Here is a 13275-nt window from a genome sequence, read left to right as displayed (position 1 = left end):
TGCGTTGGTGACTGGTCAGTGGTGCCGGCATCCCCTGGTCCCTGCGCATCGGCACCAGGCTCTCCAGCACTCACCCCACCGGCCAACGAGCTTGTCGCCGACCGGCCAACTTCATTGTCGGCAGACAGTGATCCCCTGGGATTGGCGCGCAGGCCTCGCCATGGTGCGGCTCGCTGAGCTGCCGGATGATCCGCTGATCGAGCGGCAGGCCGAGCAGCCCGAGGCTCCGCTCGATCCCGAGCTAGAAGGCCTGCTGCCCTTCTGAGGGATGGGAGGCTCCGGTCCCTTTTTCTCAGGCCTGGGCTTAGCGCAGCAGAATGGACAGACGGAGTCCACCACCATGCACACGTTTTCAGCAGTGATTGAGCGCTGCCCTGAGACCGGGCTCCTGGTGGGCTACGTCCCAGGGTTCCCGGGGGCTCACAGCCAGGGCGAGACCCTTGATGAGTTGCAGGGCAACCTTGAGGAAGTGATTTCCATGCTCCTCGAGGACGGCGAACCAGCTCTGGAAAGCGATTTCGTGGGTCTGCAGCAAATCTCCGTGCCGGCTTAAACGGTGGGGTCAACTCCTGTTCTTAAGCCGGCAGAGGTGGCAGACATCCTCAACAAGCTGGGGTTTGAGGTCGTTCGCCAGCGCGGTTCCCACCAGCAGTTCCGCGATGCCAAGGGCCGGTGCACAACGGTCCCTGCGCATAAAGGACGCGACATCGCACCGCCGCTCTTGCGCCAGATCGCCAAAGACATCGGCATGTCGGTGGAGGAGTTCCTTCGCTACCGCTGAGCGCCGCATCGGCATCGTGGCCAGGGTCGCCGTCTGCCAGGAAGCTCTCCAGCCGTTGATCAATCAGCTGCCGATTGGCGTCGGTGAGCTCAGCGCCAACCTATTCAGCGGCGATTGAGTCCCACAGGGTCTGGACCAGCTCCAGCCGTTGCGCCAGAGGCAGGGTCAGCAGGTCATTCACCACTGGCCAGGCCGGTAGGGCCGGAGGGCTAAAACACTTCAACAGTGGCGGGGGTGTCAGCTGGGGCCGCCACCAGGCCCGGCAAACACCCACCGCATCCCTCGGCCAGTCCTCACGCCGCGTCAAGGATCAGGCCATGCGCCCCTGCGAGGCGTCCTTGCCCCTGCATTGCGGCCGGCCAGTGGGGGTGGGGTTCTCCGCCGTCCCCAGATGGCTTCCCCGCTTTCCCCCTCCCGCCGCCGGCAGCCAGCTGCAGTCCTCAGCCGCTCTGCCCTCAAGGCCCGCGATGTCCTGGTGCTGGAGCACCTGCCGCTGGCCGATGCCATCGCTTCTGCTACAGCTCGGCGCTTCTTTCCGCTGGTGGAGCGAGAGGATCTGATCCAGGTGGCCCGCGAGGCCCTGCTTCTCTCAGCTCCCAGCTGCCGCGCCGGCGAGCCTGCAGCTCCCTATCTCCGCCGCTGCATCAGCGGGGCCCTGCAGCATCACCTGCGTGATCGGGTCCGCCTGGTGCGGGTGCCCAGGCAGGTTCACGAGGCAGGTGATTGCCCCCTGGGCCACAGCAGCCTGGATGCCAGCTTCGATGGCGAGCCGTGCCTGCTTGATCAGCTGGCCGCCCCAGAGGCCGAGGCACCTGATGGGAATGGCGCCGATGGGCTGGCGCTGGAGCAGCTCGTTGAGCAGCTCCCCGCTGCCCAGGCCGCAGCGCTGCGGCTCACGATCCTTGAGGGCCTGAGCCTCCGAGATGCAGGTCAGAAGCTCGGCATCAGCGCCATGTCAGTGCAAAGGGCTCAGAAAAAGGCCCTTGGGGCCCTGCGTGTGCAGCTCCAGGCCTGAGCTGAGGGGCCTTTGGCCACCCCTGGTGGCCGGAAGGTTCTGGGAACAGGCTCCGCGTTTCCACCCACTCGCTCCCGCTCAGGGATTCCAGCTCTGCGCTGAACAGCCCGGACTTCGGGCCTTGCTCCACCCGTTCACGCCTGCTCAGGGATTCCGCTGCAACCCAAACAGCCCCTGACCTTGATCCTCTGGGTTGTCCACCAGTGGCTTGCTCCGGGCTTCCTCAGTGTGAGGCATTCCTGCGTCATGCCTCGGCTTCGGGAAGTCCCTTCGCTGCGCCAGATGGCGCAGAAAATCATGGCTTCTCTTTCAGCTACCGCTTCACCGTTCTGCCGTCCTGAGGAAGATCCGTTCCTGCTGCTCGAATCCACGCTCCGTTCCATCGAGGTGGTGCTGATGCTGCGGCGCGATCTGCCGCTGCGCCGCACCTGGATCGAGCAGCCCTATGGAGAAGAGGAAATCACCTTCTTAGAAGAAGAGGTGCTGCCCGCCATCCGCCAATGCCTGGCGAGGGTGGATGAGCTCGATGAGCGGCTCCTGGCCCAGCAGGAGCTGCTGCACCGCTGCTCGCTCGAGGTCCAGCGGCACGCTCTGGTCTAGGGCCCAGGGCCCAAAAGCTCAGGCCCTGCCGGGGGCCTAATCCCGGCTTTCTTTCCCCTGTTGACCCGCTGGAGTTAAGGGTCAGCCGTGGTGCACCGCAGGGGAGAGCACGTCCCCGATGGTTCGCCCATGGGCCAGCACCCAGAGTACGTCCTGGGCTGGCAGTGCCGCAGCGTCAAGGCCAAGGCGAGCGCCCTGCAGGCGGCCTTGACCCGGCGGCTGGATGGGCGCGGGAGGGGGCGTTTTTTCTCCTTCCTGCCATGCAAGCCACCGCCACCCTGCTTCGCTCCAGCAACACCAGGCAGCGCAAGCCGGCTCCGGCCGTTCAGCAGCTTGTGCTCTTCACCCTGCCGGCGCCGATCGGCAGCTGCTGGGATCTGATCTGCCCAGAGGAAGCCTGGGAGCAGCCCCTGCGCTGGGCCGTCTAGGACCCAGGCCCCACTGTCTGCCTATGCCCCTCCACCCACTCGCTCCCGCTCGGGGATTCCAGGGCTGCGGGCCTAAACCGTGGTGCTCCAGCTGGCCTGTCTGCAGGCAGCTCAGCTGCCGCCAGCTGCCCATCGATCAGCACCACCGGCTCCATTGGCTGCTGGTGCGTTCTGGTGCTCTAGCCAGGCGTTGTACAGGTCGCTTTTGGTTACCCGATAGCCGAGGCGGCGTGCGGTGTGGAGCAGCTCCTGGCGGCTGCGGCAGTGGCGCAGGGTCTGCTGGAGCTCCTGGTTGTTTTCTGCATCAGCAACCAGCCGCTCCAGATCAGACCAGCTCATCTGCTCAACCCTCTGCTGCAACCAACCTGGCGTGCTCTGGCGCGTGATGCCAGGTTCCATGCGGCACATTGGCGCACATTGCGGCACATGGAAGCCCGTTGGAGAAGCTGCCCTCCAGCAATGCCTCAGCTCGCGGCCTTGAGGGCGGCCACGTCGGCTTTGAGGACTGCCAGCTCGTCAAGGACGGCGGTCAGTCGGCTGTCGACATAGCCCTTGTTGGCCAGATCACTGGTTGCAATCGGCGGGTTGGCTGCCGCCGGACAGGAGCCAAAGGTCACCTGGCCGGTGCTGTTCTCAATCCGCCAGGCCGTGCGAGAAGAGGGCAGCTGGCAGCGAAGAAACGTCCCGTCGTAGTACAGGTAGACGTCCCGGCCATTGAAGGTAGAAACGCTGCCGCTGTTGGCCCAGCGCAGCGGGCCGTTCATCACATCACCGGCCTTGTTGACGTAGGTGGTCGCCATCGCCGCGTTGAGCACGCCGTCGGCCGTCATGGACAATCCGGCACCCACCTTGATGCCGCCCAGCAGCGTGGCAGTCGCCACGGGCAGGGCGTAGAGGGAAGAGGGCACAAACACCCTCCCGTCGCTGCCCAGCCTGGCGCTGTTGCCCGCATCAGCCGACACGGCGCTCGGGCCAGCCGGGCCCTGCAGGTTGCCAGCAAACGACCAGCCCACCGCTCAGCTCAGCGTGTAGACATCACCGCTGTCCTTGTCCAGATAAAGGTCGCCTGGGATCGAGCCGGGGATGTCAGCAGCAGGAGGACCGCTGCCGTTGAACCAGCCCGTGCCGCGCAGGCCCTGAACGCCAGCCGGGCCGTCGATTCCCTGAATGCCCTGGGGGCCGATCTCTCCTTGTAGGCCTCGCGCCCCTTGCGGCCCCTCGATGCCCTGGGGGCCCTGGATCGAGCCGCCATTCACCCAGCTGCTGCTGGCCTCGTCGTAGACCCAGAAGGAGTCATCGGCCTGCACGATGTAGGCATCGCCCTGGGACGCATCACCCGGCAGCTCCGCTTCTGTCGCCACCTGGCCCTTGAAGGTGATTCCCAGACCCGCAGCACCCTGGATGCCCTGCTGACCCTGGGGGCCTTCTGGTCCGGCAAGGCCCTGCTCGCCCTGAATGCCCTGGATGCCATCGGCGCCAGCAGGTCCTGCCGGGCCGTCCACACCCTGCAGACCCTGAATGCCCTGTGGTCCCTTGAGGGAGCCGGGTGCCACCCAAGCCATGGTCAAGCGGGCCAGCAGCCGGTGTGATCTCAGGAGCTATTGCCGATGCACACCGCTCTTATCGACCGTCTCCGCTCTTGCTGCTTACGGCCTGGCCTCGAGCAGCGCAGCGATCTGCTCGCGATCAGCAAAGCCCCAGGCAGCGGCGGCACCGGCCGATGTGGAGACACGCCACACCACCGTCTTGATGTTCCTGCTCAACAAGTTGCGGATCTGGGGCTGAACGCATCCAGCACGGCTTGGTCCACACGTTGGCGAGCCTGCACAACCAAATCAGCCACGTCGCCAGGGTTGGCAGGGTTCCGCTCCCCGGCGATGACGGCCCGGTAGTGATCCGCCACTGACCAGGCCGCGGTGTGGGGGTCGCTGGTGAAGCGGGGAATCAGGTGCAGGTGCAGATGGGGTGCACCCTCTCCGAAGGCGATGGCATACACCCGATCACACCCCGTGAGCTCCTTCACCAGAGCGCTGGCGTGCTGCACGGCCACCCCCCAAGCGGCGGCTTCCTCAGGGTTGAAATCGACCGGCCCACCCAGGTGGCGTGCGCTGTCGAGCAGCAGCCAACCCAGCAGGGGCGACGGATCGGGGTGGTGGCGCAGCACCCAGAGAGCGCCGCGGCCGATTTCGTAGGACGTCTGAGCTGAAACAGAGCCATGGATCTGACAAATCGCACATGTTTCAGCAGCCAAAGTCATGCTGATCAGCGCTTGGGGAGCTCAATCATGGGCGCCAGCACCAAACCATCGGCCCTTGCTGCATGTCCTTGCTGCAAGCCCGTTCTGCGTCAGCTGCCCAGCACGTGAACCGTCAACTGGCGCGCACTGCCCTGGCGACGGTGCTCCCAGAGGTAAACAGCCTGCCAGGTGCCGAGCAGCAGTCGACCGTGCTGGAACGACAAGCTGAGCTGGCTGGTGGTGAGGGCCGTACGGATGTGGGCCGGCATGTCGTCGGCCCCTTCATCGGCGTGGATGTAGGGGCGCAGGTCGCCCAGGCCGCTCACGGGGCGAATGCCCTCCTCCGGCACCAGGGCACGCAGGTAGGCCGAGAGGTCGCGCAACACCCGCGGATCGGCATTTTCGTTGATCGTGAGGCTGCAGGAGGTGTGCAGACACACCAGGTTGAGCAGGCCGAGCTGCAGGCCACTGGCGGCGATGCTGGCGTTCAGCCGGCCGGTGAGGTCGGTGAAGCCCTCACCCGGGGTGAGCACCTGGAGCGTTTCGAGGCTCTGGCGCAGCATGAAGACATAACCAACAGCGAGCCCTGATTAGCATCGATATGACCCTTCTGCAGCCTTCTGAATGACCGCCAGTCGCGCTCTGCTGTCCCTGTTGGTGGTGCTGCCGGGCCTGGCCCTGATCAGCCCGCCAGCCCAGGCCCAACGCCAGGTGCCCAGAATCGGCAACATCTGTCCGATGGGCTACGTCGACACATTCAATGGCCAGTGCAGCACCCTGGGCTTGATGAATTACACGGTGCAGCCCACCAACGGCCAGGCCTGCCCTTCGGGCTGGATGAATGTGGGTGGTGGCTACTGCCGCAAGAAGTGAACCAGCAAACAGACAACCTCGCAGTCCTCACCGTGCTCTACGACGGTGCCTGCCCGCTGTGCCGGCGGGAGGTGAACGGTCTGCAACGACGCGACCAGGCCCGCCATGGCGACCAGCCTCGGCTCGCCTTCGTTGACATCGACCGAGCCGATTACAACCCCGAGGCCCACGCCGGCATCAGCTACGCCGACGCGATGGGACGCATCCATGCCATCACGGCTGACGGGGAGGTGCTCCGGGATGTGGCGGTGTTCCGGCGCGCCTACGCCCTGGTTGGCCTGGGCTGGCTCTATGCGCCCACCCGCTGGCCACTGGTACGCCAGCTGGCGGATCTGGCCTATGGCCTCTGGGCTGCTGGTCGGTTGCGCCTCACGGGACGACCCAACCTTGACTCGCTCTGCCGAGCCCGAGGCGGCAACTGCGCCCCACGCTGATGCACCAAAACCTCTGATGCACCAAGACGTCGACCTGGTGGTGATCGGCAGCGGCCTGGGCGGCCTGTGCGCCGGAGCCCTGGCGGCCCGCTACGGCCTCGAGGTGGCCGTGCTGGAAGCCCACACCGTGCCCGGTGGTGCCGCCCATGGTTTCAGCCGCCAGGGGTTTCAATTTGAATCCGGTCCCTCGTTGTGGTCGGGCTTGGGCGGCTGGCCCAGCAGCAATCCCCTGGCCCAGGTGCTGCGGGCCGTGGGTGAATCCGTGCCCGTGGCCACCTATCAAGACTGGGGCCTGCTGCTGCCCGAGGGGCCGTTGCGGGTGGGGGTGGGGCTTGAGCCCTTTCTGGCGGTGGTGCGGGAGCTCCGCGGCGCCAGCGCCTGTGACGAATGGGCCCGCTTCATGCAGGTGCTGGAACCAACCTGCCGGGCCGCGCGAGCCCTGCCCCTGCTCGCCCTGAGGCCAGGCCTGGGCCTGGCCACCACCCTGGGCGGACGGGGAGCTGTGGGGTTGCTGGCCCAGGCCGGCAGGCTGGCCCAACTCGGCGGGGCGTTTGGACCGATCGCCCGGCGCCACTTGCGTGATCCCTTCCTGCTCCATTGGGTGGATCTGCTCTGCTTTCTGATCTCGGGCCTGCCGATGGATCAGACCAGTGCCGCCGCGATGGCCACTCTGTTTGGCGAATGGTTTGAACCCGAGGCCAGCCTCGACTACCCGATCGGTGGTAGTGCCGCCGTGGTGGAGGCCCTGAAGCGGGCGCTGGAGCGCCATGGCGGCGCGCTGCACACGGCGACGCCGGTGCGCAGCATCTGCGTGGAGAACAAACGCGCCGTGGGGGTGCGACTTGGGGATGGCACGGTGCTGCGCGCCCGCAGGGGGGTGATCAGCAATGCCAGCCCCTGGGACACCCTGGCGCTGTTAAACGAGCAGGACTGCCCAGCAGCCTGGCGGCGCAAGCAGGCCAGCACGCCGGCCTGCAACAGCTTTCTGCACTGGCATGTCGGGCTGCGGGGAGACGATCTGCAGCACCTACCCATCCACCATGTCTGGGTGGGTGATTGGCAGCGGGGCATCGGGGCCGAGCGCAACATGGTTGTGTTGTCGATGCCGTCGCTGCTGGACCCATCGATGGCACCTGCGGGCCATCAGGTGCTGCATGGCTACACCCCCGCTAACGAACCCTGGCATCTGTGGCAAGACCTCCAACGGGGCAGCCCCGCCTACACGGCCCTCAAACACGAGCGCTGCCAGGTGTTCCACCGGGTGCTGGATCCCCTGATCCCCGACTGGCGGGAGCGGCTGGTGATCGAACTGCAGGGCACACCCCTGACCCACCAGCACTACCTCAGGGTTCACCAAGGCAGCTACGGGCCCGCCTGGCCGGCCAACGCTGGGGCATTTCCCGGTGGCGGCACACCCATCGACAATCTGGTGCTTTGCGGAGCTGGGGTGTTCCCGGGGATCGGAGTTCCACCAGTGGCCGTGAGTGGCGCCCTGGCCGCCCACCGCTTCGTGCAGCCGCGCCAACAGCGGGAGCTGCTGGAGAGCATCGGCATGGGCTAACAGCTCAAAAAGTGCGCCGCAGCTGGGCCGTGGCCAGCTGAAGCTCCCGCAGCAGGAGCGACACGGCCACCATCAGACACACCATGGCCAGCACAAACAGAGGCGCCACCATCAGCGCCAGATCGAGCTGGGCCACCACGCTGATGAACACGATCGCCACCACCAAGGCCACCAGCAACATGGTGACGGAGCCGAACTCAATCGCCTTCATCAGCAGACCCATGCGCCGTTTCTGGCCTTGCAGCTCCTGGCGAAGGTCGCGTCCCATCTCCAGGTCGGAGTCGCGCTCCTGACGCTTCAGCTCCCGGGCCCGGTCGACGAGGCGACCCAGCCGATTGGTGAGCACCATCAGCAAGCCACTCATGCTTGCCAGCAGAAACACCGGCGCCAGGGAGAGCTGGATGGCTCGGGCCAGGTCAGCGGAGGGCATGGCAAGGGCAGCCGAAGGCTTGGCAAACCTACTCAGCGCAATTCAAACAGCAGCAGATCGGCACGTGTGGTGGTGGCGATGGTGGTGGCGGTGCTGATGGCAGTCATGGCAGCCAGCCCCGCAGCGCCCGCCTCGAACCCCAGACCATCACCGCGACTCAGCTGGGCGGGACAGCCCGGAGCCTCCCCGCCCGCCTCCAGGGCAACGGCGCCATCAATCAGCTGAAGCCAACCGCGGCTGCCGGGGGCCAAGGGAAGCTCAAGGCCCTGGCCGGGCTGGGGCTGGGCCCGCCACAGCCGCACCGGCCGGTGGATGGCCATGGCGCCGCCGGTCTGCTCGGGGTCCAGCAGAAGCGTCCAGCCGCTGCCGATGGCGAAGGGCTTCTGCTCGTAAGCCGGGGCGCTACCGGTGCTGCGGGGCTCGATCCAGATCTGCAGCAAGCGACAGGGCCGATCGCCGCCGTTCATCTCGCTGTGCACCACGCCCGTGCCGGCGCTCATGCGTTGCACCTCGCCGGCGCGCAGCACCTCGGCATGCCCCAGCGAATCGCGGTGGTTGAGCTGGCCCTCCACCATCACCGTGACGATCTCCATGTCGCGGTGGGGGTGCATGCCGAAGCCGGTGCCGGCGGCGATCACGTCATCGTTGATCACCCGCAGGGGGCCGTAGCCCATCCAGGCCGGGTCGACATGGCTGGAGAACGAAAAGCTGTGCCAGCTGTCGAGCCAGTCGCGCTGGCTGTGAAAGCGCTCAGCAGCCGGGCGGAATACGAATCCGCTGCCGCTGGTTGGGGCGCTGGAGCGAGACGTCATGGCTGGGGCCCCAGGGTGGGGTAATCGGTATAGCCAGTGGGGCCGGGGCTGTAAAAGCTGGCGGGATCGGGCGCATTGAGGGGCGCCCCGCGGCGGAAGCGCTCCGGCAGGTCGGGGTTGGCCAGAAAGCTGGTGCCGAAGGCCACCGCGTCCAGGGCGCCGGCAGCGATGGCGGCGTTGGCCTCCGCAGCCGTGTATCCCATGTTAGCCACCAACACGCCGCGGAAGTGCTGGCGCGCGGGAGTGAGCACATCCCCCTGCTGCTGCCCCAGCAGGTCGCCACGGATCAGGTGCAGGTAGGCCAGGGGTCGATCGTTGAGGCGCTGGGCCAGCCAGGTGAGCAGCCCGATCGGATCGGAATCCGCCATGGCGTTGAAGCCGTTGAGCGGCGAGAGGCGCAGCCCCATCAGCGGCGTTTCCTGGCCCACCAGCTGGAGCACCTCCAGCAACAGCCGCGCCCGGTTTGCGATCGAGCCGCCATAGGGGCTGGATCGCTTGTTGCTGCCATTGCGCAAAAAGGAATCGAGCAGGTAGCCGTTGGCGCCGTGGACCTCCACCCCGTCGAAACCGGCGGCGGTGGCGGCGCGGGCCGCCTGGCGGAAGCCCTCAACAATGGCGGGCAGTTCGTCGTCACGCAGCTCACGGGGCACCACATAGGGCTTTTTGCCCTCGGGGGTGTGCACCTCGGCGCCGGTGATGGCGATCGGGCTGGGGCCCACCGGCTGGGCGCCGCCATTCAGCAGCGGGTGGCAGGCGCGACCGCCATGCCAGAGCTGCAGCACGATGCGGCCGCCGGCGCGGTGCACCGCCTCGGTGGTGAGGCGCCAGCCCTCGATCTGGGCCTGGCTGTACACACCGGGCTCATGCCAGAAGGCGGAATTCCCCTCCATCACCATCGTGGCCTCGGCCACGATCAGGCCGGCACTCGCCCGCTGGCCGTAGTACTCCGCCATCAGCGGCCCCGGCAGATGGCCCTCCTCGGCGCGGCAGCGGGTGAGGGGCGCCATCCAGATGCGGTTGGGCAGCTCCAGCGAGCCCAGGCGCAGCGGCGTGAACAGATCGGCCATCGGTGTTGCAAAGCTGGAGCCATCGTGTGCCTGCCGGGCAGATCCGCACAAGACGGCACTTCAAAGCTGGCGATGCAGCGAGCGATTACCAAGGGAAACGCACTCGGGCTTTCAGGCCAGATCCAGGCTCAACTGGGCCACCGAAGCATCTGCGGCTGGGAGGTCGCGCCGGCTGCGCCGAGACGATGCGCGCAGGCCAGAGCGGCGCGAGCCGTGGCGCTGCTGAATCGCATCCGCTGTTGCGGCAAAACCCTGCTCACGCCGCAGGCTCCAGAGTCGATCGCGCGCCGTGGCTGCAGCCGCCACCCAATCGACGATCGGCTCGGGATAGTCGACGCCCAGTCGGCATCCGCTGCGCTCCTGGGTGGCGCCATCCATCCTCCAGGGTTCGTGAAGGTGCACCGCCGGCACGTCCGCCAGCTCCGGCAGCCAACGCCGGATGAACACACCCTCGGGGTCGTGATCGCGCCCTTGCTTGATCGGGTTGTAGATGCGGATGGTGTTGATGCCGGTGGTGCCCGATTGCATCTGGCACTGGCTCCAGTGGATGCCCGGTTCGTAATCCACAAACAGCCGGGCCAGATGCAAGCCGCTCTCGCGCCAAGGCAACCACAGCTGATAGCTGGCCACCGACTGGAGCATCGCCCGCATGCGGAAATTGAGCCAGCCGCTGGCGATCAGGGAGCGCATGCAGGCATCCACAAACGGCAGGCCGGTGCGCCCTTCGGCCCAGGCCGCCAGCCGCGCTTCGTCGCCAGCCCCCTCACCGCTGCGCAGGCCGGCGGTGAGGGGATGGAGCTCGCGAAACTCCAGGCTCGGCTGGCTCTCCAACTTCTGGATGAAGTGGCAGTGCCAGTGCAGCCGCTCGTCAAAGCGCTGCAGGGCACGGCGCCAGGGCACGGCTGTCAGAGCCGCGCGGCGCTGACGGGTGCGCTGCACCACTTCCCGCAGCGACAGCGTCCCCCAACTTAAGTGTGGCGAGAGCCGCGAGCAACTGACCCCGGCCGTGTTGGGACTGGACAAACCGAGCTGGTAGGTGCGGCTGCGCTGCTCCAAAAAGCTCTCCAGCACGGCCAGCCCCTGGGAGCGACCACCGGCCTGACGGTCGGGGCAGGGGTCTGCGGCCATAACCAACGCCTCGGCGGTGGGGATGGGTCCGGGATCGAGGCCAGCCAAGGGTGTCAAGCGCTTAGGGGCGGGGCTGATGGCCTCGGCCATGCGCTGCTCCCAGCGCCGGGCCCAGCCCTGGCGGCTGTTCAACCGGCGCGTCACCCCAAATGGGGGGATCTCTCTCCAGGTGATGGCGTGCTGCCGGGCCCAGGCCGCCACCCGCTGGTCGCGGGCGTAGGTCCAGCCATTGCCCGTTTCCTCATGGCTCCAAAGGCCGGCGATGCCGAACTGACGGCGGGCCCGCTCCAGCACCTGCTCAACAACCCCAACGCGCACGATCAGCGGTTGGCCCAGGCTCGCCAGAGCGGCTCGGAGCTCCCCCAGGCTTTCACGGCAAAACGCCCACTGGCGGGCGGAGCTATCGGGCTGCTGCCAGAGCTCAGGTTCCACCACATAAAGCGGCAGCACGGGACCACAATCAGCCGCCTCCAGCAAGGGCCGGTGATCCACGCAGCGCAGATCCCGCTTGAACCAGACGATATGAAGGGGGCCCATGACGCGCGGGGGGTCAGCGCCGGCCGCTGCGCTGCTTCACCCCCGGCAGCAGCGCTTGCTGCACCTGCCAGAGACAGTTCTGAAACCGCTGACGCCGCGGAGCGGAGGTGGAGAGATGGTCCGAAAAGGCACCGGCGTGGCAGAGGTCAACCAGCAGGCTCACCTCCTCGGAACTGAGGCAGAGCAGGCGTTGGTCGCCGTGACGGGAAACCTTCATCGCGGCGGACTCCGGGTGGCTCAGGGAAGGGGGCGTGAAGCCGCGCTGGGGGCCCCAGCCGAGCTCTTCAATCCGTCGAACAGTTCGCAGAGCAGGGTGGCCATCTCCGGGGGAAGGGAGGAGCCGGATACTGATTCAGCAGCCAGCGCAAACAGAACGCAGGCGTCGACCAGACAGGCAGCTTCAGGCTCCGTCAAGGCAATTAGATGCTCGCCCTGACAATGCGTGATTCGCATAGATCTGCATCCCTAGCGCGTTCAAGCTACATGGAATCGCTGGGGCTGCCGCAGAGCCTGACCGATGCTGCAGGATCTCACCCTCCCCCTCGCACCATGGCGCCAGCGTCGGCTCCGGCCATCGCCCTCACGATCGGGGGCAGTGATTCCGGCGGCGGCGCCGGCATCCAGGCTGACCTCAAAACCTTCACCAGCCTTCAGGTGCATGGCTGCTCGGCCCTCAGCTGCGTCACGGCCCAGAACACCTGCAGCGTTACCCGCGTGGATGCCCTGCCAGCGGAGGCCTTATCGGCCCAGATCGAGGCGGTGCTCAGCGATCTGGCGGTGGACGCCCTCAAGACGGGCATGCTGCTCAACCGCTCGTTGATCGAAGCCACCGCGGCCGCCCTAGCCCCGCTGAGCCTGCCCAGGCTGATTGATCCTGTGATGGTGTCGCGGGCCGGAGCGGTGCTGCTGGAAGCAGAAGCCATCGACGCCTACCGCCAGCTGCTGCTGCCCCTGGCCGATCTGCTCACGCCCAATCTCCACGAGGCCCAGTTGCTCACCGGCAGCACCATCGCAACGGCAGCGGATGTGGAGCGGGCGGCAGGACTGCTGCTGGAGCAAGGCCCCACCGCCGTACTCATCAAGGGTGGTGGACTGCCGGAGTTGCGCGGCCGCGACTACCTGCTCACCGCATCCAGCGAAGGCCGCTGGTTGGTGCATGCCCACGTGCCGACGCCCCACACCCACGGCACGGGCTGCACCCTGGGGGCGGCGATCACCGCCTATCGCGCCCGCGGCCTGGAGCTGAGCGAGGCGGTGCAGGCCGCCAAGGCTTATGTGGAAGGCGGATTGAGGCAGGCTCTGGGGATCGGAGCCGGCCAGGGGCCACTCTGTCACTGGCACGCTGCAACGGCAGAGCGGTCGTTACGGTGAGC

The 13275-nt window shown here is 67.0% G+C and carries 19 protein-coding genes; 9 read left to right on the top strand and 10 right to left on the bottom strand.

What is annotated here, in order from left to right:
• Nucleotides 1-340 precede the first annotated feature (340 nt).
• The 5 genes from KBY65_RS06150 to KBY65_RS06130 all read left to right on the top strand — a co-directional run bounded on the left by KBY65_RS06150 (nucleotide 341) and on the right by KBY65_RS06130 (nucleotide 2824).
• On the top strand, nucleotides 341-553 hold the full coding sequence (locus KBY65_RS06150) for a type II toxin-antitoxin system HicB family antitoxin (RefSeq protein ID WP_094561627.1): 213 nt from the start codon (nucleotides 341-343) through the stop codon (nucleotides 551-553).
• A gap of 36 nt (nucleotides 554-589) precedes the next feature.
• On the top strand, nucleotides 590-781 hold the full coding sequence (locus KBY65_RS06145; RefSeq protein ID WP_233128778.1) for a type II toxin-antitoxin system HicA family toxin: 192 nt from the start codon (nucleotides 590-592) through the stop codon (nucleotides 779-781).
• Nucleotides 782-1172: 391 nt separating this feature from the next.
• Nucleotides 1173-1796: a sigma-70 family RNA polymerase sigma factor gene (locus KBY65_RS06140; protein ID WP_255000870.1), complete on the top strand. Its 624-nt coding sequence runs from the start codon at nucleotides 1173-1175 to the stop codon at nucleotides 1794-1796.
• Nucleotides 1797-2093: 297 nt separating this feature from the next.
• Nucleotides 2094-2396 carry a hypothetical protein gene (locus KBY65_RS06135; RefSeq protein WP_255000868.1) on the top strand — a complete coding sequence of 101 codons (303 nt, stop codon included), beginning with the start codon at nucleotides 2094-2096 and terminating at the stop codon, nucleotides 2394-2396.
• A gap of 260 nt (nucleotides 2397-2656) precedes the next feature.
• Nucleotides 2657-2824, top strand: coding sequence for a hypothetical protein (locus KBY65_RS06130; RefSeq protein WP_158217079.1), 168 nt, complete (start codon nucleotides 2657-2659; stop codon nucleotides 2822-2824).
• A 111-nt stretch (nucleotides 2825-2935) separates the two neighbouring features.
• On the opposite strand, the gene KBY65_RS06125 is transcribed toward KBY65_RS06130, so the two are convergent.
• The 5 genes from KBY65_RS06125 to KBY65_RS06105 all read right to left on the bottom strand — a co-directional run bounded on the left by KBY65_RS06125 (nucleotide 2936) and on the right by KBY65_RS06105 (nucleotide 5623).
• Nucleotides 2936-3163 carry a Nif11-like leader peptide family natural product precursor gene (locus KBY65_RS06125; protein ID WP_094561630.1) on the bottom strand — a complete coding sequence of 76 codons (228 nt, stop codon included), beginning with the start codon at nucleotides 3161-3163 and terminating at the stop codon, nucleotides 2936-2938.
• Between the two features lie 125 nt (nucleotides 3164-3288).
• Entirely contained in the window at nucleotides 3289-3837 is a 549-nt protein-coding gene (locus KBY65_RS06120) for a hypothetical protein (protein ID WP_094561603.1), read from the bottom strand.
• A 3-nt stretch (nucleotides 3838-3840) separates the two neighbouring features.
• A complete protein-coding gene (locus KBY65_RS06115) occupies nucleotides 3841-4386 on the bottom strand; it encodes a hypothetical protein (protein ID WP_255000865.1) in 546 nt (181 codons plus the stop codon).
• A 197-nt stretch (nucleotides 4387-4583) separates the two neighbouring features.
• A complete protein-coding gene (locus KBY65_RS06110) occupies nucleotides 4584-5081 on the bottom strand; it encodes an HIT family protein (RefSeq protein ID WP_094561605.1) in 498 nt (165 codons plus the stop codon).
• Between the two features lie 89 nt (nucleotides 5082-5170).
• The gene (locus KBY65_RS06105) at nucleotides 5171-5623 is read right to left on the bottom strand and encodes a secondary thiamine-phosphate synthase enzyme YjbQ (protein WP_094561606.1); all 453 of its coding nucleotides are present in this window, start codon (nucleotides 5621-5623) and stop codon (nucleotides 5171-5173) included.
• Nucleotides 5624-5684: 61 nt separating this feature from the next.
• Here KBY65_RS06105 and KBY65_RS06100 point away from each other — a divergent pair, with 61 nt between their 5' ends.
• Genes KBY65_RS06100 through KBY65_RS06090 form a run of 3 tightly spaced genes read left to right on the top strand, consistent with a single transcriptional unit; the run spans nucleotide 5685 to nucleotide 7928 of the window.
• Nucleotides 5685-5933, top strand: coding sequence for a hypothetical protein (locus tag KBY65_RS06100; protein ID WP_255000862.1), 249 nt, complete (start codon nucleotides 5685-5687; stop codon nucleotides 5931-5933).
• Nucleotides 5930-6367: a thiol-disulfide oxidoreductase DCC family protein gene (locus tag KBY65_RS06095; protein WP_254987222.1), complete on the top strand. Its 438-nt coding sequence runs from the start codon at nucleotides 5930-5932 to the stop codon at nucleotides 6365-6367. The genes KBY65_RS06100 and KBY65_RS06095 overlap by 4 nt, the downstream gene beginning before the upstream one ends.
• 16 nt (nucleotides 6368-6383) lie before the next feature.
• Nucleotides 6384-7928 (top strand): phytoene desaturase family protein, encoded by a 1545-nt coding sequence (locus tag KBY65_RS06090; protein WP_255000880.1) that lies wholly within the window; start codon nucleotides 6384-6386, stop codon nucleotides 7926-7928.
• A gap of 4 nt (nucleotides 7929-7932) precedes the next feature.
• On the opposite strand, the gene KBY65_RS06085 is transcribed toward KBY65_RS06090, so the two are convergent.
• From KBY65_RS06085 to KBY65_RS06065, 5 genes are all read right to left on the bottom strand, one after another.
• The gene (locus tag KBY65_RS06085) at nucleotides 7933-8358 is read right to left on the bottom strand and encodes a DUF2721 domain-containing protein (protein WP_094561610.1); all 426 of its coding nucleotides are present in this window, start codon (nucleotides 8356-8358) and stop codon (nucleotides 7933-7935) included.
• 32 nt (nucleotides 8359-8390) lie between these two features.
• Nucleotides 8391-9170, bottom strand: a complete 780-nt coding sequence (locus KBY65_RS06080; RefSeq protein WP_255000860.1) for a pirin family protein — start codon at nucleotides 9168-9170, stop codon at nucleotides 8391-8393.
• Nucleotides 9167-10237, bottom strand: a complete 1071-nt coding sequence (locus KBY65_RS06075; protein ID WP_255000858.1) for an alkene reductase — start codon at nucleotides 10235-10237, stop codon at nucleotides 9167-9169. Before KBY65_RS06075 ends, KBY65_RS06080 begins: the two co-directional genes overlap by 4 nt.
• A 111-nt stretch (nucleotides 10238-10348) precedes the next feature.
• On the bottom strand, nucleotides 10349-11902 hold the full coding sequence (locus KBY65_RS06070; RefSeq protein ID WP_254987220.1) for an FAD-binding domain-containing protein: 1554 nt from the start codon (nucleotides 11900-11902) through the stop codon (nucleotides 10349-10351).
• Nucleotides 11903-11915: 13 nt separating this feature from the next.
• A complete protein-coding gene (locus KBY65_RS06065) occupies nucleotides 11916-12119 on the bottom strand; it encodes a hypothetical protein (protein ID WP_254987219.1) in 204 nt (67 codons plus the stop codon).
• A 332-nt stretch (nucleotides 12120-12451) separates the two neighbouring features.
• Between KBY65_RS06065 and thiD the strand changes: the two genes are divergently transcribed.
• A complete protein-coding gene (gene thiD, locus KBY65_RS06060; RefSeq protein WP_255000857.1) occupies nucleotides 12452-13273 on the top strand; it encodes a bifunctional hydroxymethylpyrimidine kinase/phosphomethylpyrimidine kinase in 822 nt (273 codons plus the stop codon).
• The last annotated feature ends 2 nt before the right edge of the window (nucleotides 13274-13275 follow it).

It is taken from the genome of Cyanobium sp. Alchichica 3B3-8F6, assembly GCF_024346435.1.
In the GTDB taxonomy this organism is placed as follows: Bacteria; Cyanobacteriota; Cyanobacteriia; order PCC-6307; family Cyanobiaceae; genus Cyanobium_A.
The sequence above is the reverse complement of the archived record's forward strand: the minus strand, read 5'-3'. Positions and strand labels throughout refer to the sequence as shown.

What these genes read in the sequence shown, in the direction of transcription:
- KBY65_RS06125 (WP_094561630.1), bottom strand. Translation starts at nt 3,163, where the DNA reads ATGAGCTGGTCTGATCTGGAGCGGCTGGTTGCTGATGCAGAAAACAAC.
- KBY65_RS06085 (WP_094561610.1), bottom strand. Translation starts at nt 8,358, where the DNA reads ATGCCCTCCGCTGACCTGGCCCGAGCCATCCAGCTCTCCCTGGCGCCG.
- KBY65_RS06135 (WP_255000868.1), top strand. Translation starts at nt 2,094, where the DNA reads ATGGCTTCTCTTTCAGCTACCGCTTCACCGTTCTGCCGTCCTGAGGAA.
- KBY65_RS06090 (WP_255000880.1), top strand. Translation starts at nt 6,384, where the DNA reads ATGCACCAAGACGTCGACCTGGTGGTGATCGGCAGCGGCCTGGGCGGC.
- KBY65_RS06070 (WP_254987220.1), bottom strand. Translation starts at nt 11,902, where the DNA reads ATGGGCCCCCTTCATATCGTCTGGTTCAAGCGGGATCTGCGCTGCGTG.
- KBY65_RS06065 (WP_254987219.1), bottom strand. Translation starts at nt 12,119, where the DNA reads ATGAAGGTTTCCCGTCACGGCGACCAACGCCTGCTCTGCCTCAGTTCC.
- KBY65_RS06100 (WP_255000862.1), top strand. Translation starts at nt 5,685, where the DNA reads ATGACCGCCAGTCGCGCTCTGCTGTCCCTGTTGGTGGTGCTGCCGGGC.
- KBY65_RS06105 (WP_094561606.1), bottom strand. Translation starts at nt 5,623, where the DNA reads ATGCTGCGCCAGAGCCTCGAAACGCTCCAGGTGCTCACCCCGGGTGAG.
- KBY65_RS06140 (WP_255000870.1), top strand. Translation starts at nt 1,173, where the DNA reads ATGGCTTCCCCGCTTTCCCCCTCCCGCCGCCGGCAGCCAGCTGCAGTC.
- thiD (WP_255000857.1), top strand. Translation starts at nt 12,452, where the DNA reads ATGGCGCCAGCGTCGGCTCCGGCCATCGCCCTCACGATCGGGGGCAGT.
- KBY65_RS06080 (WP_255000860.1), bottom strand. Translation starts at nt 9,170, where the DNA reads ATGACGTCTCGCTCCAGCGCCCCAACCAGCGGCAGCGGATTCGTATTC.
- KBY65_RS06150 (WP_094561627.1), top strand. Translation starts at nt 341, where the DNA reads ATGCACACGTTTTCAGCAGTGATTGAGCGCTGCCCTGAGACCGGGCTC.
- KBY65_RS06130 (WP_158217079.1), top strand. Translation starts at nt 2,657, where the DNA reads ATGCAAGCCACCGCCACCCTGCTTCGCTCCAGCAACACCAGGCAGCGC.
- KBY65_RS06115 (WP_255000865.1), bottom strand. Translation starts at nt 4,386, where the DNA reads ATGGCTTGGGTGGCACCCGGCTCCCTCAAGGGACCACAGGGCATTCAG.
- KBY65_RS06110 (WP_094561605.1), bottom strand. Translation starts at nt 5,081, where the DNA reads ATGACTTTGGCTGCTGAAACATGTGCGATTTGTCAGATCCATGGCTCT.
- KBY65_RS06075 (WP_255000858.1), bottom strand. Translation starts at nt 10,237, where the DNA reads ATGGCCGATCTGTTCACGCCGCTGCGCCTGGGCTCGCTGGAGCTGCCC.